The organism is Corynebacterium aurimucosum, from assembly GCF_046895345.1.
GTDB lineage: Bacteria > Actinomycetota > Actinomycetes > Mycobacteriales > Mycobacteriaceae > Corynebacterium > Corynebacterium aurimucosum_G.
In genome coordinates this window covers 1,479,063-1,502,332 of sequence record NZ_CP160096.1, presented here as the reverse complement: position 1 = coordinate 1,502,332, position 23,270 = coordinate 1,479,063, and the positions used below count along the sequence as shown (strand labels likewise).

The following is a 23,270-nucleotide window of genomic DNA, read 5'->3' as shown; positions in this document are numbered from 1 at the left end:
ATGACCGCCCCGACCGCTACCACGGCATTACTAACCTTGTCACACGGCTCACGCCACCCTGAGGCTGCAGCGAACGTTATGGCCCTGACCCACGCCGCTGGCGAATTGGCCGGTGTGCCGGCCACCGCCGCACACTTAGAATTCAATAACCCGCCACTTGATGAGGCGGCGCGCTGCCTAGCAGCGCAAGGAATACGCGAGGCGGTCGTTGTGCCATTGCTCTTTACCGAGGGCTACCACCAGCGCATCGACGTTCCTGAAGCTGTGGCCCAGGCTTCTGCGGCATCTGGAGTGCGCCTTCACCAAGCCCGTGGACTCGGTACCGGTGAGGACATGGCGCGTCTGCTGGCAGAGCGAGTTCCAGAGGGAACAGATACCGTTGTGCTCTATTCTGTCGGCTCCTCCGATGAGCGTGCCAACGCCGCCGTTGCTGGTCTAGCGCGTCGTGTCGGTGAGCTTGCCGGTTGCACAGCGAAGGTTGCCTATGCCACGCGCGGTGCGCGCCAGCCCGTTGACTCGGGCGGAGAACAGGAGGTCGTCGTGCCACTCTTTGTGAGCCCTGGCCTGCTTTTAGATCGCCTCGACGAGGATGCAGGGCGCAGCGATGGGGAGACTCGGCAGATTCTCCCTCCGCTGGGTGAGGCACTCGCCGGCATTGTTTCCCACCGTTATGCGGAGGTGGCCCATGCGTAGCCTCATTCTCATCGCGGTTGCGGGTGCCGCCGCGCAGCTTGTCGACGGTGGCATCGGCATGGGCTTCGGCGTCACCTCCACCACCATCCTGCTGCTAGCTGGCTTGGGACCCGCGACGGCCTCCGCCGTGGTGCACGCCTCGGAGCTGGGTACCACCTTGGTCTCCGGAATTAGCCACTGGCGTTTTGGCAACGTGCACTGGCCTACGGTGCTCAAGCTCGGTGTGCCGGGAGGCCTGTCAGCCTTCATCGGAGCGACGGTTCTGTCTAACCTTTCTCTCGAAGCTGCCGCGCCCGTAACGTCTGCGATTCTCGTGGTCCTAGGCATCAACCTCGTCTGGCGCTTCTCGCGCCCACGGAGCCGCACATCGCAGGAAACTCGACAGCACTCCACTCCTCTTCTCGCGGGGCTCGGCGTGGTGGGAGGCTTTGTCGATGCTTCAGGCGGCGGTGGCTGGGGCCCGATTTCCACCTCGACGCTCATGGCGGTCGGCCGTGAGCAGCCGCGGCGCATCGTCGGCACGGTCAACACTGCAGAATTCCTCGTTACTTTTGGTGCCACGGCGGGCTTCATCGTTGGCCTCTGGGAGGAGATCGTGGCTAACGCTGCCGCGGTTGTAGCGTTGCTTATCGGCGGGGTGATTACCGCACCGATTGCAGCCTGGCTCATCTCGCGCATCAACCCCACGCTCCTTGGGGGATTCGTGGGCACGGCTATCGTGACGCTCAACATTCCTAGGGCCCTAGGGTGGGCGCTGGCGCATCAGCAGATCCTTCTTTTGCAGGTCGCTGCGCTGGTCCTCGGAGTTGCTCTCACGGTCTGGGCGAATCAACGCCGGGCTCGATCCGCGCAGGGCGCGGAGGGGGATAGCACTTCGCAGCAGCGCACCGGCAGCCGCGTCGTTGAAACAGCGGAGCCGACCGGCCGCGAGGGCGCCCATGCAGGAAGCTCCGCGGATTCGGAGGACGAGCGCGTCGGAGTTGAGTAGAACTTGGCGCTAGAGCCCGGCAACCTCACCGATGACGATGACCGCCGGGGGAGCCACCGAGTTCTCTTCCATCGTGGCCCCTAGCTCAGCCAACTCGCACTGGAATGCTCGCTCGCCATCGAGGGAGCCTTCCTGAATGATGCGCACGGGGGTGTGGGGCGACAGGGAGGCGTCGATCAGCGCAGCAGCGATGGCAGCCGCGTTCTTGACACCCATGATGACGGACAACGTAGCCCCAGATTGCGCCAGGGCTGCCCAATCCACCAAAGACTTGGGATGGCCTGGCGGCAGGTGCCCGGAGACCACCGTGAAGGCATGAACGACGCCACGGTGCGTCACCGGCGTCCCCGCCAGTGCGGGCACCGCGACCGCCGAGGTCACCCCGGGGATCACTTCCGCCGGGATGCCCGCTTCCGCAAGCGCAGTGAGTTCTTCGAAACCACGTCCAAACACATAAGGATCCCCACCCTTGAGGCGGACCACGCGGCGCCCCTGGCGAGCGTTGTCAACCAGAATCTCGTTGATGCGCTCCTGGGCCACCTGGGCGCGGTAGGGGATCTTGGAGACGTCGATAAGCTCCTTGGCGCCTATATCGCACAGCTTATCCAGCTGGGCGGTAGGACCGAGGTGATCTGCCACGATGACCTCGGCCTCCTGCAGCGCCCGCATGCCACGCACGGTGATGAGATCCCACGCGCCAGGGCCGCCGCCGATAAGGACTACCGGATGAATGCTCATGGCCACTAATCCTAGCTATGCTCGGGCCTATGACTTCCTATGACCCCGAAACCGTGGGCTTCTTTGACATTGCCCACGAAGGCGCCCAGGCGCGCGTGGTGGCTGCATCCGTGCCGGAGCTTGCTCGCGTGCTGGGCGGACTCCGCCCGCGCAGCGTCGTCATCCTTGCCGCCGACCAAGTTTCTCGCGCTGCCGCTCACGTTGCTGTGGGCCTAGCTGAGCCCGCTGAAGTCCCCATCATGGTCAGCGAGTCACTACCGCGCTTTACCGGTGCCCTCGATGTCGTGGTGGTGGCGGGGGATAGCCCGTGGGCGGAGCGCGCGCTGCATACTGCTGCGCGCCGGGGTGCTACGACAGTCCTTCTCAATGAGATCGACGACGCCCCCGAGGACACCATCGTCATTGACAACCTACCCACCGCCGAAGGGATCTCCCCGGTGCGCGTGATTACAGCTGTGCACGCGGTGTACGCGGTGCTGAGCGAAGACCCAGTTCTCGTTTCCCGCCGTGTGGAGGACGTCGCCGATGCAGTGGACCGTGAGCTGGAAGCACTATCCCCGCAACGTGACTCCACGACGAACCCTGGGCGCGCGTTGCGTGAATTCGTAGAGGGCGGGCGAGTCATCCACAGCTGTGGGCCCGATCCTTATGCGTTGTCGGAGGAGCGCACGCGCGTGCACCTCGACGCGCTTGTTGCCCGCATGGCCGGTGCGCTGTGGGCAGCCCACGGACTGGGAGGGACCGTTGTTGATGCGGAAGGCTTAGGGCCGATTCTGCAGACAGACCCGACTGACATCTTCTACGACCCGTTTGAAGCGGACGAGCCTTTGGTACCCTTGAAAATTGTTTTATGGGGACAGGAAGAGGCGAACCTTCCCCACTCTTTTGCAGCAGCGAGCGCCGACACCTCCTGTGGGGAATTGGCCCGCGCGCTGCAGCTGATTACGCGCAGTTATGCCGCGACCGCCTACGACGTGAAATAAAGGATTTCAATGAAGTTGCTCACCAGCGCTGCCCGCAATTATTCGTGGGGTTCGCGTACGCTTATCCCGACGCTGCTCGGCGAGCCGGAAGCCCACAGCCCGGTAGCAGAGCTGTGGTTCGGTGCGCATCCGGCTGACCCTTCAACGATTGGGGAGGAGAAGCTGGATGAGATCATCGCGGCCGACCCCCAAGGACAGCTGGGACAGCGGGTGGCTGACAAGTATGGTGCCGGCCTGCCCTTCTTGCTGAAGATTCTGGCAGCCGCCGAACCGCTATCGCTGCAGGCGCATCCTTCGAAACAGCAGGCCGAGGAAGGCTTTGCCCGCGAGAACGCGGCGGGAATCGATCTCACGGCAGCTAATCGCAACTACAAGGATGACAACCACAAGCCGGAACTCATCGTGGCGCTCACCGAGTTTTACGCCATGGCGGGATTCCGCCCCCTTGCGCAGACCCGCAGCCTCTTCGCGGCTTTGGAATGCGAAGAACTAGCGCACTATGAAGGCATGCTTGATGCGGATCCAGCCGCCGAAGGCGATAGTCTCCGCGCGCTGTTTACCACCTGGATTACGATCCCTGGCCCCAAGCGCAAGGAACTGATCAATGCGGTGGTGGCTGCTGGTGAGCGACTGCGCAGCACCCAGGCAAGTGAGCCGTGGATGACCACCGTGATGGGTACCGTGGCCAAGCTCAATGAACAGTACCCAGGTGATATCGGCGTTCTGGGAGCGCTTCTGCTCAACCACATTGTCCTGCAGCCGGGTGAGGCGATTTACCTCGACGCCGGGCAGCTGCATGCCTATGTCTCCGGCTTAGGCGTAGAGATCATGGCCAACTCCGATAACGTGCTACGCGGCGGATTGACCCCGAAGTTCGTTGACGTTCCTGAACTGGTCAAGGTCCTCACCTACGAGGCGGCTGAAGACCCGCGAGTGGAGTTAGTGGATGCCTCCGAAACCGGAAACGTGAAGGGCGCGAAGGCATGGTCCTATCCGGTACCGATTGAGGAATTCCTGCTGGACCGTGTAGAGCTTTCCGGCGAGGAGAGCGTCGATGTCGACAGCGATGGCCCGATGATTCTGCTGTGTACCTCCGGCGCAGCTGCGTTGAGCAACGCGGAGGCAGAGAGCCTCAACTTAAGCGCGGGCCACGCTGCGTGGCTCCCTGCCAACGACCCTGTTGCTACCGTCCGCGCTGCCGGTGCCGAGGGTGCTGAGGTATTCATCGCCCGCGTCTAAGCCCATGGCGTGCGGCTAGCCTTAAAACTGCGCAGCTGCCCAGGCTTTGTGTGCGCCTGGGCAGCTGTGAGGGGATTTGAGTGTGAGAGAATTTAAGCCGACTCTGTGATCGCCGGTCCGGGAGTTGGCTCGGGGGAGCTTTCAGCTGGAGCAGTGGCGGTGGGGGTTGCTGCAGAAGGTTCCTCGGCGACGGGGGTATCATCCGTCGGTGCCGCTGGGGTGGGAGCCTCGTTGCTTCGATGAGTCTCGGCGTCACGCCCCGGAGCTTTCGCGCCATCGCCGACTAGTGGGGCGGTTCCTTCCCACGGTTTCTTGCCTGCTTCGCGGGGTTCTGCGGGGGTCTCAGCATCAGGTGCGGGAGCTTCGTGGGTGAACCCAGCTGGCCGCGGATTGAAGGACTCAGGGGAGTCAGAAGGTTCTTCAGGCTGTGGCTGCCCGGAGGGCTGCGGGCCAGCGTGGTGGTCCTCCGTTGGGCTCTCTTGTGGAACGATCGTCGGTGACTCCGGTGTGGTCGGCGGCTGCGTCGGTTCTGAGCTCGGCTGAGGAGATCCCGGTACTGGCGACCCAGGGGCCGTCGTAGCGGAACCTTCAGATGGCGGCGCAGTGGGAGCCGTGCTGAGTGGCGCCTGCGGGTACTGCGTGTTCGGCGTTACCTGCGGCTGCTGGTTCTGCAGCGAGGAGACATTATCAGGGCGGTAGACAGCCGTGGGCGCAGCCGGTTCCGTGCGGTTCACCACGGCATTCGGTGCCAAGTACGGATCCTCCGCGGGTGCGGCAACCTGAGTCTGGGACTGCTTGGAGCGCGTCGAGGTCGGGGAGGCCGTGGTGGTGTAGGAGTGCGTTGCCGAAGATGACGTGGCCGGAGCGCTTGAGGCAGCGGTGGCGGCGGAGGGCTTGGATACCACGGAATCCGGCGCGCTCATGCGCCAAACTGCGATGCCAACGGCGACGGCGCACAGGAGGCCTGCCACGACGAAAGCCACAATGCGGCGAGGGGTGCTCGTCATGCGGGGCGCTCTCCTTCCTACTTAAATTGCTGCGCAAAAGCCTGCTCAAATGTCACAAGACGGTAACAACGATAACACGAAACTGAGGATAGTAAATGGGCTGGGCAATAATCCCCACGCGCTTCTTATGCGAGCCGGTCTTCGGTGCGCTGTAGAAGGAGAGAGAAATGTGAAAGAGGAAGGAAAGGTAGATAGCTAGTGCCGTAATAAAACGGGCCCGCGGGAGCAAGCCTTGCATACGTGCGCCTAAAGAATGGTAGAACTTGGATTAGATAGCGGCTGCGCGGCGTGCCCCGCCTGCGAATCCGCACCGGCCCACCGTGGATATAAGAACACAGACCCCTAATTCACCAGAGCATAAAGGAGAAAACAATGAGCTCATGGGATGAAGACATCTTCGCTGACGAGGCCAACGTCGACTTCTTGGATGAACTGGCTGATCTAGAGGATGAAGAGATCGTTGCTGCGGTCGATGATGCCTGCGCGCTTGCGGCTTCAGGTGAGGCGCAGACTGAAGAGGAGCAGCGCAACGCCCTAGCGGCGGCCACGATTGCTGCCATCTGGGCAGGTGCTCCGTTCAGTGCCGGGGAGGTCGTTGAGGACTACCCCTTCATCCGGGATCTCGCCGGCTCCGGCAGCGAGAACCTGAACGAAAACGCGCTCGAGCTGATCGAAGGTGTGGAAGAGGACTATGACCTTGAGCCCTTCATTGAGGCTCTGTCGTAGAGCCAGCTTTCCTAGAAACAGCTCGAGCACCAGATACACCAAGCATGCTGATCAGTATTGAAGGAATTGACGGCGCGGGTAAGAACACCATCACCCAGCGCTTGCGGGAAGAACTAGCCTGCGATGTCGAAGTCTTAAGCTTCCCGCGCTACGAAGACTCCATCCATGCCCAGCTCGCGCAGGAGGCGCTCTACGGGCGTATGGGTGACCTCACCGATTCGATCTACGGGATGGCCACGCTCTTTGCGCTGGATCGGCGGGGCGCCAAGGAACAGCTCCTCACCGCCGCTGCGTCCTCGGACTCTCTGCTCATTCTGGACCGCTATGTGGCCTCCAACGCCGCGTACTCTTCCGCGCGGGTGGGAGGGGAGCTCATTGTTGATTGGATTTATGAGCTCGAATTCGAGCGCTTCGGCCTGCCGGTGCCGCAACTGCAGGTCTTTTTGGATACCGACGTAGCCCTTGCCGGCCAGCGTGCCGTGGCCCGTGCAGCAGAGGATGAGGGACGCAACCGCGACCGCTATGAACGCGATGCCGCTCTGCAGTCACGCACGGCGGCTGCCTACCGTCGGTTGGCGGAGCAGCAGTGGGCAGGGCGGTGGATCGCCACCGCGGATGCCGATATGATTATCCAAGCTGTCAAGGAGCTTGTAGGAGAACAATAACGTGGCACCGAAAATCTTGGTCGTGGATGATGATCCGGCGATTGCCGAAATGCTTACCATCGTGCTCGAGGCGGAAGGGCTGGAACCTATTGCCGTCAACGATGGTAATGAGGCCATCCCGGCCTTCCGCGAGCATGACCCCGATCTGATCCTGTTGGATCTCATGCTTCCGGGCATGAACGGCGTTGATATCTGCCGTGCCATCCGTACCGAGTCCTCGGTGCCTATCGTGATGCTCACCGCAAAGACCGATACCGTCGATGTGGTCCTTGGCCTCGAATCGGGGGCGGATGACTACATCACCAAACCCTTCAAACCGAAAGAGCTCATCGCCCGTATCCGTGCGCGCCTGCGCCGGATTGACGGGGGTACGAGCGAAATAATTGAGGTAGGGGACCTGCTTATCGACGTCCCCGAGCACACCGTCACCCGTAAGGGCGGCGAGGAGATCTCGCTGACCCCGCTAGAGTTCGACCTCCTGCTGGAGATGGCTCGAAAGCCCGGACAGGTGCACACCCGCGAGGCGTTGCTCGAATCCGTCTGGGGTTACCGCCACGCTTCCGATACTCGCCTGGTCAACGTGCATGTTCAGCGCCTGCGCGCAAAGATCGAGCACGACCCAGAAGATCCACACATCGTGCTCACGGTGCGCGGTGTGGGATACAAGACTGGCAAAATCGCCGAGTAAAGGACTACCGCTATTTTTGGTTGGTTAAGGCGAGCCCGGGATGGCGTCGTCGAGCGCTGGCGCACGTCCCTGCAGACACGTGTCTTGGGCATGATGCTGGTCGCCTCCACGGTGGTCATGATCATCCTGGCGTATGCGCTGGTATCGGTGTTGACACAACAGCTCGTGAGCCAGAAGGAAGACACCGCACTGCAGGAGCTCGACCGCGCTCGTGTGGCCGTGGAGCAGCAGATCGATGCCACCGGCACAGCAAATTCAACGCAGGTGCGCATCAACTCTGCGCGCGCCGCCTTGGGCCAAATGTCGGCGCAACAGCCCGATGCCCAGGCCGTGTATGAGCCGGTCATCGTCGTGGAAAACTCAGACGGCACGGCCACGACCTCGCCGGAGGGCTACCGTATTCCCGATGGCATGCGCGAGCTCGTCAGCCGCGGTCAGGTTGTCCAGCAATATGCCACGGTGGACCAGCAGTCGGGGGCGACCTATAACGCGTTGATGGTGGGCACACCCATTGAAAGTGATATCCCGAATACCCAGGTCTACCTCGTATTGTCCATGGAGTCCGAGGAATCCACGATGGCGCTTATGCGTGGTCTGCTCTCGGCCGCCGGAGTGGTGGTCGTGGTCCTCCTCGTAGGTATTGCCTGGCTGGCCACCCAGCAGGTGATCGTCCCGATTCGCTCCGCATCCCGCATTGCACAACGATTTGCCGCCGGCCACCTGCGCGAGCGCATGGTGGTCAACTCGGATGATGAGATGGGCCGCCTTGCTTCCTCTTTCAATGACATGGCAGACAAGCTGTCAAAGCAGATTACCCAGCTGGAGGAATATGGCGACCTCCAGCGGCAGTTCACTTCCGATGTCTCTCACGAGTTGCGCACGCCGCTGACGACGGTGCGCATGGCGGCGGATGTCATCGCGGAAGACGCAGAAGAGTTCAACCCCTACACCAAACGTTCGGCGGAGTTGCTCATCAAGGAGCTGGACCGTTTCGAGGACTTGCTCGCGGACCTTTTGGAGATCTCTCGCCACGATGCAGGCGTGGCTGATTTGTCCACGGCCTCCCTTGATATTCGCTCCTGCTTGGACTCCGCACTGAGCCAGGTGGAACACCTCGCCGCCGAGTTGGGGGTGGAGGTTATCGTTCATGCCCCAGAGGAACCCGTGGCTGTGGAATGCGATTCGCGCCGCGTCGAGCGCATCTTGCGTAACCTGCTCGCGAACGCCATTGATCACTCTGAAGGCAACCCCGTTACCGTGGATATCGACGCGACTGAGGATGCTGTTGGCATCGCCGTCACCGATTCTGGCGTGGGACTCAAGGAAGGTCAGGAGGAGCTGGTGTTCAACCGCTTCTGGCGCGCGGATTCCTCGCGCAAGCGCCACTCAGGCGGAACCGGCTTAGGCTTGGCCATCGCTCGCGAGGATGCCGTGCTCCATGGAGGCACTCTGGATGCCATCGGCTACTTCGGCATCGGCTCGCGCTTCCGTCTAGTCCTGCCACGCACCCCGGGGGAAGCGGTGGAATCTGAGCCCATTGCCCTCGAGGTCCCGGGCGCTCCGAAGCCCGTCGAAGCGGAGGAACAGTCCGCGCTCGACGTGAGCACTGAACTAGGAGCCCCTGCAGTAAAGGCAGAGCCGGATAACGGGATAGTGTGGCCCTCGGAGCGCGAAGCGCGTGGCGCGGAAGCGCCGTTCAATCAAGACATCGTCCCCGATTTCGACGAGGAGGCCCAGCGATGATTCCGGCCCGCCGCTCACTCGCATTGCTCAGCTGCGTCGCGCTTACTACCCTCGTCGGGTGCTCGACCTTGCCGCATAACACTGATCCCCAGGTGATCGGCACCTTTGAACCTCATGAGCGGGCAGACGATGCCGTCGTGGAGCCCCGCACCGATAGCGAACCGGACCTCTTAGTCCGTGACTTCTATTCGGCCGTGGCGATTCCCACTGGTAACTACGCTGCTGCCCGCACCTTCCTTTCCTCCGAAATTGCTAATTCCTGGGATCCCACGGATACCGTGCTCGTCGTGGACTCCATCGACCTTGTGACCTCAAACATGGAAGACGGTGACCTCGAGTATTCGGTGCGCGGCAACATCATCGGCCGTCTGGCGAATGGCGGGGCCTATGTCCCGGATAATTCACGTCTTGAGGCGACTGTCCGCCTGCGCCAGTTTAATGGGCAATGGCGCATTACCGACCTGCCTACTGGCGCGGTGATCGAGCGCACGGAACTGCGCAACCGCTACCGCCCGCAGTCGCTGTACTTCTTCGGTACAACCCAGCGCCTACTGGTGGCGGACCGTCGGTGGCTCTACTCGGGAAAGGACTCGATCGCTTCAGAGTTGGTCACCCTCCTGTTACAGGGTCCGTCTTCCGATATCGCTCCGGCGACCTCCACCTTGATCCCGAAGGATGCCACTTTCTTAGGCATCAACGATGGTGTGTATGAATTCAGTGGGATGTCAGCAATGAGCCAGGAGGAGCGCCTTAAATTTGCGTCCCAGTTGGTCTGGACTCTCAACAATGCGGAGATCACTAATTCGGTTCGCGCCACCATCGATGGCAGCCCCTTGGTTGACAACATGGAGGAGATGACCATCGATGATTTCGCCGAGTTTAACCCGGAGGTAGCTGCCCAATCCGTGCCCAAGCTCTACGCCGTCAACGACGGTTCCCTACTGGAAGTCAAGGGCGAAGGTAGCACCGAGGTACAGGGCATGGCCGGCCAGATCCATGACATCCAGTCCGCCGATATCTCGGATGAGGGGATGGTGGCCGCGGTGCGTAAGCGTTCTGAGAAGGAATCGCAGCTGGCGATGGGCGAGCTCGGCCACGGACTCAAGGATTCGGTCAAGGGCGAAACCCTAGCCCGCCCCACCTTCGAGGTGGGCGGCCAGGTGGCGTGGACCGTTGTTGACGGCAAACATGTAGTCCGTGTGACGCGTTCGCCGGCGACTGGCGAACTGAGCACCGCGGAGGTGGACACCTCTGCACTGGAGAACGTGGAGGGAGAGATCTCGGTCATTCGACTGTCCCTCACGGGAGCCCGTATCGCCATGATCATCGACGGCAGCATTTACACCGGCGTGGTGGCCCGCGCGACCTCGGGCGAGCGGCGTATCGTCAACATCCACCAAGTTGGTCCAGAGCTAACCGGCTCGGCCTTGTCCGTGGAGTGGCAGACGGACGGTTCTTTGCTCGTGGGTACCTCGGCGTCGAATTCGCCCGTCTGGCGTATTGAGCAAGACGGTTCCTCTGCTACCACCTTGCCCACCGGAAATATCACCGCGCCGGTGGTGGCGGTGGCTTCCTCACCGTCGACGCACTACGTCACCGATGCGCATGCTCTACTGCAGCTACCCGCAGGCGGATCTGAACGCTCGTATTGGCGTGAAGTCGAAGGCCTGCAGGGAGTGCGATCCTCACCCATCATCGCGCGCTAGAGCGCGCGCTAGAGTCGCGCTAAAGTGGGGCGCATGTCGAAGAATCGGGGGATAGGGGAGGCCACGGCCGCTCTCGTGGAGCTTTTCTTGCCACGTCCCTGCGCCGGGTGCGGGGGCGAAACAACTGCGGGCGGGGTGTTGTGCACGTTCTGCCAGGAACACTTGCGGCAGGTTCCGCGCCGGGTGGAACGGCCGCGGCCCCTGGGATTTCCGGCATGGGCTCTTGGTCCCTATTCCGATACTCGCCGTGGTGTCATCATCGCCATGAAGGAACACGGGCACCACGCAGTGCGTGCTCACCTCGGGGCGGTGTTCGCCGCCGGCATCGATTACTTGCGCGCCCGCGGTGATATCCCGGAGACTGGGTTGCTCGTGCCGGCGCCGACGCGCGTGTCCTCGGCTCGTCGCCGCGGTGGCGATCCTGTTGCCGCCCTGTGCCAGGCAGCGGCTGCCAGGCTTCCGGACTGGGCTGTGGTTAATGCCTTGCGTACGGCTGAAAGCAGTGCGGATCAATCAGAGCTCAACGCCGTGGAGCGCGCCGATAACATGCGGACAGCCGTGCTGTTGCGTCCCGCCGCCCGCGAACTGGTGGGGAAGAACGTGATGCTTGTCGACGACGTCATCACCACCGGCGCAACTCTGCGTGCTAGCGCCGCGCGTGTATGGGCTATCGGGGGTGACGTCGCGGGCGCGATTGTGCTGGCAGATGCGTAGGGCGGGCCATCATCATGCGTGAGTGTAGGGGTCAGTCACCGTGTAGGTTATGACCAGTGGTAACATGAGGGGTGTCACAGGGAAGCGGGCTTTCGGCCCCTCATCACAGGCTTGTAGAAGTCCGCAGAATGTGCAGTCATTCAGTCCCCACGAGTATAGGGAGGCATTTCATGTCCCAGCAGACCAACGCTCAGGTCACCATTACCGGCCGTAACGTGGAGGTTCCGGAGCACTTCCAGGAACGTGTCACTGAAAAACTAGCCAAGATCGAGCGCCTTGATCCGACCCTGACCTTCTTCCACGTGGAGCTGCAGCACGAGCCGAACCCGCGCCGCGAGTCTGAGGCAGAGCGTCTGCAGATCACCGCTACCGGTAAGGGGCACATCGCTCGCGCCGAGGCGAAGGAAGATTCTTTCTATGCGGCACTCGAGACCGCCCTGGGCAAGATGGAGCGCTCCCTGCGCAAGGTTAAGGTGCGCCGTGAGAACGTGAAGTCCGGCCACCGCGCCCAGAAGGGTACTGGTCAGATCGCCGCTGAGCTGGTCGCTGAAGCTGAGGCAGCTAAGCCCGCTAAGGAAGAGCGCTACATCGATCCCTACGCCGAGACTGTCGAGGATGTTCGCCCGGGCCAGGTTGTCCGCTTCAAGGAGCACCCGGCAACCCCAATGTCTGTCGATGATGCGCTCAGCGAGATGGAGCTGGTCGGCCACGACTTCTACCTCTTCATCAACGAGGAGAACAACAAGCCTTCTGTGGTTTACCGCCGCCACGCATTCGACTACGGTCTCATTTCCCTGACGGATGCTGATGCTTAAGGCCTGAGCCTTAAAGGCCTTAGGGCCTAATACACAGGCTCCCTGCCCCGCAGCGTACACGCGCAGCGAGACAGGGAGCCTTCTTATGTCTCTATTGGGCATTGTTAATCTTCGATCTCCTCTTTTTCGTGACGGCCGAGGGGCGTCCTGCACACGTCGGGGTGGGACCAGAATTGTGCTTTGGGTTGGGTGGCGAATCGTGAGAGAAAAGCTAGTGAGTACAATGGCGACGAGTTAACTTATTTGTCGCGACAAGAAGGACTATCTAGACGTGTTTGGACTTTCCAAGCTGCTCCGTGCCGGTGAGGGACGCACCGTCAAGCGCCTGGCCAAAATTGCAGATGATGTTATTGCCCTAGAAGATAAATTCGCGGCGCTGTCGGACGACGAGCTCAAGGCTAAGACTGACGAGTTTAAGAAGCGTCTGGCGGATGGCGAAAAGATGAATGACATCCTTCTCGAAGCTTTCGCCACCGTGCGTGAGGCTGCCTGGCGCGTGCTTGACCAGAAGCATTACAAGGTGCAGGTTATGGGCGGTGCCGCCCTGCACTTCGGCAACGTCGCTGAGATGCGCACCGGTGAGGGCAAGACCCTGACCTCGCTGCTGCCGGCCTACCTCAATGCGCTGGAGGGCAAGGGCGTACATATCGTGACGGTCAACGATTACTTGGCCAAGCGTGACGCCGAGATGATGGGCCGTGTCCACCGCTGGCTGGGCCTTACCGTTGGCGTCATCCTCTCCGAAATGCGCCCTGCGGAGCGCAAGGAAGCTTATGCTTGCGACATCACGTACGGCACCAACAATGAGCTGGGCTTTGACTACCTGCGCGACAACATGGTCCGCTCGCTCAATGACACGGTCCAGCGTGGCCACAATTACTGCATTGTGGATGAGGTTGACTCCATCCTGATCGACGAGGCCCGTACCCCGCTCATTATTTCCGGACCGGTCGACGGCTCCTCCCAGTTCTATGGCGTTTTCTCCAAGCTGGCACCGAAGATGCGCGAGGGCATCCACTACGAGGTGGACCACAAGAAGCGCACCATTGGTGTGCTGGAGGAGGGCGTCGAATTCGTTGAGGATCAGCTGGGCATTGAAAACCTCTACGCCCCAGAGCACTCCCAGTTGGTGTCCTACCTCAACAATGCGTTGAAGGCGAAGGAGCTCTTCACCCGCGATAAGGACTACATTGTCCGCAATGGCGAAGTGCTGATCGTGGATAGCTTCACCGGCCGTGTTCTGGCTGGCCGCCGCTACAACGAAGGTATGCACCAGGCTATTGAGGCAAAGGAAGAGGTGGAGATCAAGAACGAGAACCAGACTCTCGCCACCGTTACGCTCCAGAACTACTTCCGCCTCTACGACAAGATTTCCGGCATGACCGGTACCGCAGAAACCGAGGCTGCTGAGTTGCACTCCATCTATGGGTTAGATGTGGTGCCGATTCCAACTAATAAGCCGAATCAGCGTACCGATCACTCCGACCGCATCTACAAGACCCAGGAAGCCAAGTTCGCTGCGGTGGTGGATGACATTGAGGAACACGTTGCCGACCGCCAGCCGGTGTTGGTGGGTACCACCTCCGTCGAGCGCTCCGAGTACCTCTCGCAACTGTTGAGCAAGCGCGGAATCAAGCACTCGGTACTCAATGCGAAGCACCATGAGGAAGAGGGACAGATCGTCGCCCGTGCCGGCCGCCCAGGCGCCGTAACCGTCGCCACCAACATGGCCGGCCGCGGTACCGATATCGTGCTCGGCGGTAACCCCGAGGTCATTCTGGATGAGAAGCTGCGCGAGCGCGGCCTCGATCCCTTTGAGGATGAAGAGAAGTACCAGGAGGCCTGGGACGCCGAGATCGATCAGGAGAGGGAACGCTCCAAGCGCCTGGGCGACGAGGTCCGCGAGGCCGGCGGCCTGTACGTATTGGGCACCGAGCGCCACGAGTCGCGCCGTATTGATAACCAGCTGCGCGGCCGTTCCGGCCGTCAGGGTGACCCGGGTGAGACCCGTTTCTACCTGTCCATGCGTGATGAGCTCATGGTGCGCTTCGTGGGCCAGTCCATGGAGAATATGATGAACCGCCTCAACGTGCCAGATGATGTGCCGATTGAGGCCAAGATGGTCTCTAACTCCATCAAGGGTGCACAGGCACAGGTGGAAAACCAGAACTTTGAGATGCGTAAGAATGTGCTCAAGTACGATGAGGTACTCAATGAGCAGCGCAAGGTGGTATACGCCACCCGCCACGACATCCTCGAGGCCAGCGACATCAAGGACAACATCCGCGAGATGATCAACGACACCGTGTCTGCCTACGTGGCGGGGGCGACGGCTACCGGCTACGTGGAGGACTGGAACCTAGACGAGCTGTGGAATGCGCTGGAGTCCCTCTACGGGCCGACTATGACGCACGAGGAGCTTGTCGACGGTACCGAGTACGGCTCCGCCGGCGAGATTTCTGCGGAGCAGCTGCGCGATGCACTGTTGGCTGATGCGAATTCCGAGTATGACCAACTCGAAGAAGCTGTGAGCGCTATCGGTGGTGAGAGCCAGATGCGCAATACCGAGCGCATGATCATCCTGCCGGTTATTGACCAGAAGTGGCGCGAGCACCTCTATGAGATGGATTACCTCAAAGAAGGTATCGGTCTGCGTGCCATGGCGCAGCGCGATCCTCTGGTGGAGTACCAGAAGGAAGGCGGCGACATGTTCAATGCTATGAACGACGCGGTCAAGGAAGAAACCGTGCGCCAGCTGTTTATGCTGCGCAAGCAGTTCAAGGCGCAGGAAGAGGCAAACGCCGTGGGTGAAGCGGAAGCCTAGAGCAACGCTGAAACGCCAGCGTTAGCCAACGCAGGACGCCGTGGGAATCATTCCCCACGGCGTCTTTTTATTGGAAGTAGTTAGGTATATACTGTCAGAACATTAATTATTGTTCTTCGGAGGTTGAGTCAGTATGCGCCGCTTGTCTCTGCGAGTAGGTCTATCCGTGTTCGCATCTGCCACCCTGCTGGGTGGCGGCGCAGCTGCTTCGGCTGTGGAACTAGCCCCTGAAGAGCAGTGCCAGCTGGCCTCCGTATTGGGCTCTCAGAGCGATGAACCCTTGAAGGACGCTACACGCAGCTCAGAGGCTTTTGATTCCACTCAGTGTGGCGCGGTGTCTGAATCGGAAAGTCTTGATGAATCTACTGCGAAGCTTCCCGTGGTGGGGGCCACCATGTTTGGCGGCATCAGCCTAGCTTTGGTGAGCGCTTCTGCGGCCTTCGCCGGAATCGATTGGACACCGATCCTGATCAAGCTGGGCTCGCTGTTTTAAGACCAGCGTTAAGCCGTAGGTGTGATTTCTAGGCCTCCTCAAGACCTCAGACTCATATTTTTCAGAACCTCTGTCTCTTGCGTCAGTGGGTTTGCAGGCCGCCCGAAAGTAAGCGGAATGACCGCAGGTGTCGGCCGGTTGCAGCGCCGGTAAAAGCACGCCGTGTTGAGCCTAAGAGCACCGAACCGAAGAACTCACCATTTGAGCGTGCGTGCAAGCTGCGCAGCGTTATTCCTCCGTGCGATTCTGCTGCTGCCTGGGCTTTCCGCCAGGCGCGCACATGCTTAGTGATTTCCGGGGCAAAACGCGGGTTATTGAGGTGACTCAAAGGCCGCAAGGAGGCAGCGACTTCGAGGACTATGACAACGAGACCATGGATCTCTTCCCGCGTGGCCAGGTCGCGAGCTGTGGGCTCGCGCTCATAGCGGATACGTTGCGGGGCGACATACAGTTGTAGGTGGCTCATGCCGGGGATGGGGGTGTACATGTGAATTGCGTCCTCTTCCGCAGTGCGCGGTATGGAGGAAAGCGCTGAAGCAAGGATCGGGGGATGGGCAGAGAGAAGGAAGCTGGATGTACGTTCATTGTGCCATGGCAGCGCCGCCTACGGCTAGAAATTTGCAGCGCATCGGCCGGTGAGAGCAGGCGGGCGGTATGTTCGCTATACTTTCGGACGATAAACACAGTTCAATGCGAAGGGTAGATAATATGCGTGGACTCATCGTCGATTTTGTAGGCGTGCTTGACGGCACCGAAGAGGACGTCAAGCGCTGGCGGGAATTATTCGCCGCCGCGAAATCCAACGGAGTTGCCACCGCTATCCTTTCCAACGATCCGGGCGGCCCAGGCGCGGAGCACATCCGTGAATGGGAATACCGCGGCATTGTAGATGCCGTGGTGCTTTCCGGCGAGGTTGGTGCTGAGAAACCGGACCGTGCAGCCTTCCAGGCCGCGGCAGATGCTATTGACCTGCCGATTAATGATTGCGTCATGGTGGATGATTCCATCGTTAACGTGCGCGCTGCTGTGGAGAACGGCATGGTGGGCATGCTCTACACGGTCTTCGACCGCACAAGCGTTGAGGTCCAGGCAGTCTTCGACATTGAAGGTGAGTTCTAAGTGTCGAAGGATGTGCGCGTCTTCCTGCCGGCTACCTTCGGCATGCTGGCTGAGCTCGAGGAGACCGGCCAGCTCGCCGCACGCAGTGGTTGGGGTTTTGCGCTAACACCCGCGTTGCGTGAGTTCTATACCGGAGGCGACGAGGAAGAAATTGAGTACTCTGCCTTCCTTGAAGCTTCCATGGCTTCATTGCGCCTGCTGGCTATCGGAGATGAAGAAAAGTTTCCCCACCGACGCGTGGTCATCTCCGTAGACGTGGATGAGTCCGTAGTGACTCCGAAGCCAGACATGGGCGAGCCCGTCGTGGCCCTCAATCCTGCCACGATCACGAAGGCTAACCTGCAGGCCATCCACGTGGATATCGAGGAATCAGAAGCCGCTACGGCCAAGGCTATTGACGCTATCGACAACGCTGACCTCGGAGACGAGGACGCTGAGCTCGCAGTCGGTGATGCTTTGGATAATTTCATGGCTTATTATGACCCCACCGAACTACCCATCCTCGTGGAACTTCTCTAAGGATCTTCTTGCCAACAATCACCGGTGCCTTACGCGTGGTGCTAGTCTAAGCCTCTAACGCCATCGCTTAAGAAGGAGCACCACCATGAAGAGATCCCGTCTTGCTAGCCTTGTCACCGCCGCTGCCCTGAGCAACGCTGCGCTTGTCGCCGCACCAGTTGCCGGCGCAGAGGAGCCTGCAGCGCCGATCGTGCAGGATCACGCGGACCGCAGCAACCCGGACCCCAAAAATCCGGATCCTGATATGGGTGTAACGACCCCATGGCTGCGAATCCTCGAGGGCTCCTCACAGGGGCCAGTGGCCGTCGTTATCGCCATCCTCTTTGGCATCATCAGCATTGGCTTCGCCGCCTACAAGGAGTTTGGTGATTACCTGCCCAAGTTGGGCTAATTGCTGATATTCTGCGGGGGTAAAATTCAGCTCTATCGAAAGGTTCCTTCAGTATGTCTTCCTCCCGTCTTCGCCGTGTGGTGGCTACCTCGACCTTGTCCGTTGCGCTTGTGGCTGGCGGTGTCGTTGCCCCGACTGCCGGTGCAGTGACCACCTCCATCAAGAACGATAAGTGCACCATCACCTTGAACGAGGAGGAAGCCAGCGACCTGAAGAATGCGGAGTCGAAAGACAATGATGTCGACAGCAGCTTGCTGAAGAATGGCCTTAAGATTTCGCCCAAGGACGCGGAGAAGCGTGCTCGCGACGTAGAGAACCAATCGGATGAGCTCTACCGTGCTCTGGCTGGCTATGAGGCAGAGGTCGAGCTCGGTGATGAGGACGCCGTCAAGCGCGCAAAGAACAACATTGCGGTGGTAAAGGCCTTCCGTGGGATTGCGCCGGACTACGTCAAGGCCCTCAACGCCTGTGCGAAGAAAGAAGAGTTCAATAAGGAAGAGGAGACCGGTGGCAACACCTCCTCCAATATCGATACCGGCGGCGCTATCATCCTCGGCGTTTCCGGCGGCTTGGCCGTGATCCTTATGGTTCTCCGCGCGGCTGGCCCCTTCCTTAAGACCGTTCTGCCGCCGCAGCTGGCGGCAATGCTTCCGCTCTAAAACTTAGGTGCCATTAGAGCGCGTAAAGCTCTTCCTGTACTACGCGTAAGGCCTTTCCAGCGCTACGCCTAAGGCCTTTAGGCTTTAGGCCCAATCGACGTTGGTGCGCAGGGAAGCCAAAAGGCCCCGCACGGCGTCGCGACGGCGCGCAGACGCCGTTCCTTCCTCTATGCTGAGGTCCAACCCGCATTCGGGGTCCGCGGGTGGCCCGGCGTGGGTGCAGCCACGCGGGCAATCCTCAATAGCCTCGGCAAGATCATCGAAGACCTCAATGACGTTTTCCGCATCAATGTGGGCTAAGCCGAAGGAGCGGATGCCTGGGGTATCAATGATCCACCCGCCATGCGGGGTGCTTCCGTCCGCCGGCAGTCGCAGCGCCACCGACTGCGTCGATGTATGGCGGCCTTTGCCCACGGCGGAGACTTCGCCGGTTTCGCGGTTGGCATCCGGGACGAGCCGGTTGACCAAGGTTGATTTACCCACACCGGAGTGGCCGATGAGGGCCGTGACATGTCCATCAATTGCGGCACAGACCTGCTCCAGTCCATCGTCCACGCCAGCTTCAACCACGGTGACATCCAAGTCCGCAAACTCTTGGGCGAACGGAGTGGGATCGGTGAGGTCGGTCTTCGTCAGGCACAGGACCGGGTGGATATTGCCGGCGAAGGCCGCGATGAGGGCACGCTCCACGAATCCGGAGCGCGGCGGTGGATCCGCCACAGCGCTCACGATCAGCAGGCGGTCCGCATTCGCCACCACGATTCGCTCATAAGGGTCTGTGTCATCTGCGGTGCGCCGAAGGACGGAAGTGCGCTCCTCTAGCTTCACGATGCGCGCGAGGGTGTCCTTCTTACCAGAAGTATCGCCCACGACGCCGACCCGATCACCGACCTCGACGGGCGTGCGGCCCATCTCGCGGGCGCGCATAGCGGTGACGACTGGGCCATCATTATCAAGGGCAACTCCCCAGCGCCCGCGGTCCTTGGTGATGACCATGCCGAACTTGGCATCCTTGTGCTTCGGACGGTCCTTCGTGCGGGGGCGCGACCCTTTGCCCGGCCGGATACGGACATCAGATTCGTCGTAGCTGCTCGCGCGCCTAGCCATGGATCATGGCCTCCCACATCTTGGCGAAGCCGGGCAGAGTCTTGGACGTGGTATCGATGTCCTCGACCTTGACACCATCGACTGCCAGGCCAATGATGGCGCCAGCGGTGGCCATGCGGTGATCGGCGTAGGAGTGCCACTGGCCGCCGTGGAGTGGGGCAGGGGTGATGCGGAGGCCGTCGTCAAGCTCAGTGACGTCGCCGCCCAAGCCGTTAATCTCTGTAGCGAGGGCCGCCAGACGGTCCGTCTCATGGCCGCGCAGGTGCGCGATGCCGGTCAGGGTCGACGGCGTTGAGGCCAGAGCACACAGCGCGGCTACGGTCGGGGTGAGCTCGCCGATATCTCCCATATCGAGATCGATGCCGCGCAGGCCTGCTAGACCCTCCTGCGGGCCAGTGACCTGCAGGTAGGGATCCTGGCGAGGTGCCTGCGGGACGTACTCAACCTGTGCCCCCATGTGCTCCAGGATGCCGCGGAAAGCATCACCTGGTTGGGTCGTTTCCTCCGGCCAATTCAGAATGCTCACGCTGCCGCCGGCGACTGCCGCTGCAGCCAGGAAGGGCGTGGCGTTAGACAGATCTGGTTCGATGTACCACTCGCGTCCCTCAATCTTTCCAGGCCGCACGACCCAATTATCCTCGCCCGCGAGCACATGCACGCCGGCCTCACGCAGCATACTAACGGTCATGAGAATATGTGGTTGGGAAGGGACGGTGCCGCCTTCGTGGCGCACGCTGATACCGTTGCGGTAGCGCGCCCCGGCCAGGAGCAAGCCGGAGACGAACTGGGAAGAAGCGGAGGCATCAATAGTGACTTCGGCGCCCTCCGGAACGCCATCGGGTGTGATAGTTAGTGGCAGGCTATCGCCTTCGATGTCGACGCCCAACTCACGCAAGGCCATGGTCATCGTGGACATGGGGCGCTTGCGGGCATAAGGGTCACCGTCGATGACAACGGGCCCATCGGCCAGCGCTGTCACCGGTGGTACGAAGCGCATAATTGTGCCAGCCAGGCCGCAATCGACCTTCGCTCCATGCAGCCTTCCGGGAGTCACACGAAGGTGCGGGCCTTGTTCGGAGATGCCCACGCCCATGGCCTGCAAGGCTTCTTTCATTAGATTGGTATCGCGGGAGACCAGCGGGTTATAGATGATCGACGGGGAGTCAGCCAACGCAGCGAGGATGAGGGCGCGGTTGGTCATCGATTTTGACCCGGGGAGGTTCTGCGTCCAGGACAAGGGCCCAGACGGTTGGGGTGCGCTCCAGAAATCAGACATGTAGTCCATAATAAAGGGCATGTGCGGAAGATTTGTTCTGTTCACCGAGTCCCTACTGGAGGAAGTAGGCGCGTGGGAGTCCATCACGGAGGTCCACGCGCCGGAAGGCTTGCCACCGGCTCGGTATAACATCGCTCCAACCCAGCCCATCGCCATCGTGCGAACTGAGGAGCATACCGCTCGCGTGGAACCTGCGCGCTGGGGGCTTATTCCGCACTGGAAGAAAGATCTGGACGGCCCGCCGCTGTTTAATGCCCGCGCGGAGACCGTGGCGAAGAAACCCTCCTTCCGTGATGCCTTCAAAGCACAGCGCTGCGTTATCCCGCTGGACGGCTACTACGAATGGAAAGCCGGTGAGGATAAGAAGGCCAAGAAGCAGCCCTATTATGTCACCGGTCCCGATGGCCTGCTGTGGGCAGCGGGTCTGTGGGCCACGGGGATGGATAGGCTTTCGGCCACGATGGTGACCACGGATGCCACGGAGGAGATGGCGTGGCTGCACCACCGGCTGCCCAAGCTCTTAACCCAAGAGGAAATTGCGCCCTGGCTGGCGGGGGAGGCGCTTCTAGAGCCGAGCTCTGTGCGCGGCTTTCAGGCATGCCCGGCCGACCCTGCGGTGGGCAATGTGCGCAACGACTACGCAGAGCTTATCGACGAGCCACCGGCCACTGCCTTGTTCTAGTGCACGAGAGGCTAGTCGGCGAGCACGTCGGCGAAGGAGAGCTCCAGCACGCGGGGGAGATCTTTCGGATTCATCTCAATGTCGAGGCCACGCTTGCCGCCGGAGAAGAAGATGGTATCGAAGAGCAGCGCGGTCGCGTCAACGACAGTGGGCAGGACGTGTTTGTGCCCTAACGGGGAGATGCCGCCGGGGATGTAGCCGGAGGACTTGGAGGCGTCGGCAGGCGTGGCCATCGTGGCCTTAGAAGCGCCGAAGGCAGCGGCGGCCTTCTTGAGACTGAGCTGGTGGGTGACTGGAAGGACGCAGACGGCGAGTTGGCGCTTGGGGCCTTTGCCAGCGCTCAGATCAATGACCAGGGTTTTGAAGATGCGCTCAGGAGCAACGTCGAGGGCCGCAGCGGCTGCCTCGCCGAAGTTTTCGCGACCGCCATCAAAGGTGGAGACGTGGTGGTCAATACCTGCCTCTTCGAGGAGTTTGAGAGCGGGGGTGGCGGCACGCCGGGTCTTCTTGGACATATAAACCACCCTAGTCCTGAGCGCTAGGATGGTCGGTATGGCCACAGAAACGACGAGCGAGACGCTTCAGAAACAGCGGTTGTTTGAGGAGCAAGCCTTGCCTTTGCTGGACCAGCTTTACGGCGGAGCGATGCGTCTGACACGCAACCCGCAAGACGCGGAGGATTTGATCCAAGAGACCTACCTCAAGGCCTTTAGCAATTTCGATTCCTTCAAACAGGGGACGAATTTGAAGGCGTGGCTGTACCGCATCATGACGAATACATACATCAATTCCTATCGGAAGGCCAAGCGCCGCCCGGTGGAATCCTCAGCGGATGAGCTTAGTGACTTTCAGCTGTATACCACGTCCGGACATGACTCCACGGGCTTAGAGTCAGCGGAGGTCGAAGCGCTCAAGCAGATGCCAGATTCGGAGATTTCCGAGGCCATGAATGATCTGCCGGAGGATTACCGCATGGTGGTGTATTACGCGGATGTGGTGGGGTTGGCCTATAAGGAAATCGCAGAAGTGATGGGCACCCCGTTGGGGACGGTCATGAGCCGACTCCATCGCGGAAGAAAATTGCTTCGTGCGGCGTTGAAAGACGTAGCACGAGAAAAAGGCATCGGTCGAAACCACCCAGAGATGGAGGAGAAGTAATGGAACGCGCAACAGGACGCAATTGCGGTGCGTGTAACTCTCCCGAGGTTGAAGCGCTCTTTCGGGAGCTGTTCGATGAATCAACAAGCTATGCGCGAGCACTGGAAATCCGCGAGCACCTCGCGCAGTGCGAAGCCTGTCAGCAGCGCGTCGAGAGTGAAGAAGTAGTCCGCGCACTCGTGCGCAAATGCTGTGGGGGACAGGCTGCACCGCAGTCATTGCGCCAGCGCATTTGCGTGGAGATTACGCGGACTGAAATCACCTGGGGCTAGGACCGCCGAGTCGCATAAGCAAAGGGCTCGTTTCCGTCCTCGGAATGAGGGAGGAAACGAGCCCT

The 23,270-nt window shown here is 60.7% G+C and carries 26 protein-coding genes; 20 read left to right on the top strand and 6 right to left on the bottom strand.

Features of this window, described 5'->3' with window-relative positions; translation table 11 throughout:
* A complete protein-coding gene (locus tag ABZS45_RS07215; protein WP_070711168.1) occupies positions 1-693 on the top strand; it encodes a sirohydrochlorin chelatase in 693 nt (230 codons plus the stop codon).
* Positions 686-1,681: a sulfite exporter TauE/SafE family protein gene (locus tag ABZS45_RS07210; protein WP_412099237.1), complete on the top strand. Its 996-nt coding sequence runs from the start codon at positions 686-688 to the stop codon at positions 1,679-1,681. Before ABZS45_RS07215 ends, ABZS45_RS07210 begins: the two co-directional genes overlap by 8 nt.
* Before the next feature lie 9 nt (positions 1,682-1,690).
* On the opposite strand, the gene cobA is transcribed toward ABZS45_RS07210, so the two are convergent.
* Positions 1,691-2,419 (bottom strand): uroporphyrinogen-III C-methyltransferase, encoded by a 729-nt coding sequence (gene cobA / locus ABZS45_RS07205; protein ID WP_412099236.1) that lies wholly within the window; start codon positions 2,417-2,419, stop codon positions 1,691-1,693.
* 29 nt (positions 2,420-2,448) lie between these two features.
* Here cobA and ABZS45_RS07200 point away from each other — a divergent pair, with 29 nt between their 5' ends.
* Together ABZS45_RS07200 and manA are read left to right on the top strand one after the other, a co-directional pair.
* On the top strand, positions 2,449-3,402 hold the full coding sequence (locus ABZS45_RS07200) for an exopolyphosphatase (protein WP_412099235.1): 954 nt from the start codon (positions 2,449-2,451) through the stop codon (positions 3,400-3,402).
* 9 nt (positions 3,403-3,411) lie between these two features.
* Complete coding sequence (manA, locus tag ABZS45_RS07195) at positions 3,412-4,641, top strand: mannose-6-phosphate isomerase, class I (RefSeq protein ID WP_070446176.1); 1,230 nt, start codon at positions 3,412-3,414, stop codon at positions 4,639-4,641.
* A gap of 92 nt (positions 4,642-4,733) precedes the next feature.
* Here the strand turns inward: manA and ABZS45_RS07190 are convergent, their stop codons facing one another.
* The gene (locus ABZS45_RS07190; protein ID WP_412099234.1) at positions 4,734-5,648 is read right to left on the bottom strand and encodes a DNA-directed RNA polymerase II; all 915 of its coding nucleotides are present in this window, start codon (positions 5,646-5,648) and stop codon (positions 4,734-4,736) included.
* A 372-nt stretch (positions 5,649-6,020) separates the two neighbouring features.
* On the opposite strand from ABZS45_RS07190, the gene ABZS45_RS07185 reads away from it, so the two are divergent.
* From ABZS45_RS07185 to ABZS45_RS07145, 9 genes are all read left to right on the top strand, one after another.
* Positions 6,021-6,374: a DUF4259 domain-containing protein gene (locus tag ABZS45_RS07185; RefSeq protein ID WP_070446169.1), complete on the top strand. Its 354-nt coding sequence runs from the start codon at positions 6,021-6,023 to the stop codon at positions 6,372-6,374.
* A gap of 44 nt (positions 6,375-6,418) precedes the next feature.
* Positions 6,419-7,039 carry a dTMP kinase gene (locus tag ABZS45_RS07180; RefSeq protein ID WP_070644122.1) on the top strand — a complete coding sequence of 207 codons (621 nt, stop codon included), beginning with the start codon at positions 6,419-6,421 and terminating at the stop codon, positions 7,037-7,039.
* A 1-nt stretch (position 7,040) separates the two neighbouring features.
* A complete protein-coding gene (mtrA, locus tag ABZS45_RS07175) occupies positions 7,041-7,727 on the top strand; it encodes an MtrAB system response regulator MtrA (protein WP_070446165.1) in 687 nt (228 codons plus the stop codon).
* A gap of 69 nt (positions 7,728-7,796) precedes the next feature.
* Positions 7,797-9,470 carry an MtrAB system histidine kinase MtrB gene (mtrB, locus tag ABZS45_RS07170; protein ID WP_412101153.1) on the top strand — a complete coding sequence of 558 codons (1,674 nt, stop codon included), beginning with the start codon at positions 7,797-7,799 and terminating at the stop codon, positions 9,468-9,470.
* Positions 9,467-11,176: an MtrAB system accessory lipoprotein LpqB gene (lpqB, locus tag ABZS45_RS07165; protein WP_412099233.1), complete on the top strand. Its 1,710-nt coding sequence runs from the start codon at positions 9,467-9,469 to the stop codon at positions 11,174-11,176. Before mtrB ends, lpqB begins: the two co-directional genes overlap by 4 nt.
* 33 nt (positions 11,177-11,209) lie before the next feature.
* Positions 11,210-11,890, top strand: a complete 681-nt coding sequence (locus ABZS45_RS07160; RefSeq protein ID WP_412099232.1) for a ComF family protein — start codon at positions 11,210-11,212, stop codon at positions 11,888-11,890.
* A gap of 170 nt (positions 11,891-12,060) precedes the next feature.
* Positions 12,061-12,705, top strand: coding sequence for a ribosome hibernation-promoting factor, HPF/YfiA family (gene hpf / locus ABZS45_RS07155; protein ID WP_010189188.1), 645 nt, complete (start codon positions 12,061-12,063; stop codon positions 12,703-12,705).
* A 271-nt stretch (positions 12,706-12,976) separates the two neighbouring features.
* On the top strand, positions 12,977-15,529 hold the full coding sequence (secA, locus tag ABZS45_RS07150) for a preprotein translocase subunit SecA (protein ID WP_412099231.1): 2,553 nt from the start codon (positions 12,977-12,979) through the stop codon (positions 15,527-15,529).
* A 133-nt stretch (positions 15,530-15,662) separates the two neighbouring features.
* Complete coding sequence (locus ABZS45_RS07145) at positions 15,663-16,022, top strand: hypothetical protein (protein WP_412099230.1); 360 nt, start codon at positions 15,663-15,665, stop codon at positions 16,020-16,022.
* Between the two features lie 82 nt (positions 16,023-16,104).
* On the opposite strand, the gene ABZS45_RS07140 is transcribed toward ABZS45_RS07145, so the two are convergent.
* A complete protein-coding gene (locus ABZS45_RS07140; RefSeq protein ID WP_412099229.1) occupies positions 16,105-16,509 on the bottom strand; it encodes a hypothetical protein in 405 nt (134 codons plus the stop codon).
* A 221-nt stretch (positions 16,510-16,730) separates the two neighbouring features.
* Here ABZS45_RS07140 and ABZS45_RS07135 point away from each other — a divergent pair, with 221 nt between their 5' ends.
* The 4 genes from ABZS45_RS07135 (at position 16,731) to ABZS45_RS07120 (ending at position 18,710) form a co-directional block, all read left to right on the top strand.
* Entirely contained in the window at positions 16,731-17,141 is a 411-nt protein-coding gene (locus tag ABZS45_RS07135) for an HAD-IA family hydrolase (protein ID WP_010189184.1), read from the top strand.
* A gap of 12 nt (positions 17,142-17,153) precedes the next feature.
* A complete protein-coding gene (locus ABZS45_RS07130; protein WP_412101152.1) occupies positions 17,154-17,660 on the top strand; it encodes a DUF6912 family protein in 507 nt (168 codons plus the stop codon).
* An 85-nt stretch (positions 17,661-17,745) separates the two neighbouring features.
* Positions 17,746-18,051, top strand: coding sequence for a hypothetical protein (locus tag ABZS45_RS07125; protein WP_412099228.1), 306 nt, complete (start codon positions 17,746-17,748; stop codon positions 18,049-18,051).
* Between the two features lie 53 nt (positions 18,052-18,104).
* On the top strand, positions 18,105-18,710 hold the full coding sequence (locus ABZS45_RS07120; RefSeq protein WP_412099227.1) for a hypothetical protein: 606 nt from the start codon (positions 18,105-18,107) through the stop codon (positions 18,708-18,710).
* Between the two features lie 84 nt (positions 18,711-18,794).
* Here the strand turns inward: ABZS45_RS07120 and rsgA are convergent, their stop codons facing one another.
* Both rsgA and aroA read right to left on the bottom strand, forming a co-directional pair.
* Complete coding sequence (gene rsgA, locus ABZS45_RS07115; protein WP_412099225.1) at positions 18,795-19,817, bottom strand: ribosome small subunit-dependent GTPase A; 1,023 nt, start codon at positions 19,815-19,817, stop codon at positions 18,795-18,797.
* Positions 19,810-21,114 carry a 3-phosphoshikimate 1-carboxyvinyltransferase gene (aroA, locus tag ABZS45_RS07110; protein WP_412099224.1) on the bottom strand — a complete coding sequence of 435 codons (1,305 nt, stop codon included), beginning with the start codon at positions 21,112-21,114 and terminating at the stop codon, positions 19,810-19,812. The genes rsgA and aroA overlap by 8 nt, the downstream gene beginning before the upstream one ends.
* On the opposite strand from aroA, the gene ABZS45_RS07105 reads away from it, so the two are divergent.
* A complete protein-coding gene (locus ABZS45_RS07105; RefSeq protein ID WP_412099223.1) occupies positions 21,113-21,775 on the top strand; it encodes an SOS response-associated peptidase in 663 nt (220 codons plus the stop codon). The genes aroA and ABZS45_RS07105 overlap by 2 nt on opposite strands.
* 11 nt (positions 21,776-21,786) lie before the next feature.
* Here ABZS45_RS07105 and ybaK read toward each other — a convergent pair whose 3' ends face one another.
* The gene (gene ybaK / locus ABZS45_RS07100; RefSeq protein ID WP_412099222.1) at positions 21,787-22,290 is read right to left on the bottom strand and encodes a Cys-tRNA(Pro) deacylase; all 504 of its coding nucleotides are present in this window, start codon (positions 22,288-22,290) and stop codon (positions 21,787-21,789) included.
* A gap of 37 nt (positions 22,291-22,327) precedes the next feature.
* Between ybaK and ABZS45_RS07095 the strand changes: the two genes are divergently transcribed.
* Together ABZS45_RS07095 and rsrA are read left to right on the top strand one after the other, a co-directional pair.
* Entirely contained in the window at positions 22,328-22,933 is a 606-nt protein-coding gene (locus ABZS45_RS07095) for a sigma-70 family RNA polymerase sigma factor (protein WP_293775077.1), read from the top strand.
* Complete coding sequence (gene rsrA / locus ABZS45_RS07090) at positions 22,933-23,205, top strand: mycothiol system anti-sigma-R factor (protein WP_412099221.1); 273 nt, start codon at positions 22,933-22,935, stop codon at positions 23,203-23,205. The genes ABZS45_RS07095 and rsrA overlap by 1 nt, the downstream gene beginning before the upstream one ends.
* The last annotated feature ends 65 nt before the right edge of the window (positions 23,206-23,270 follow it).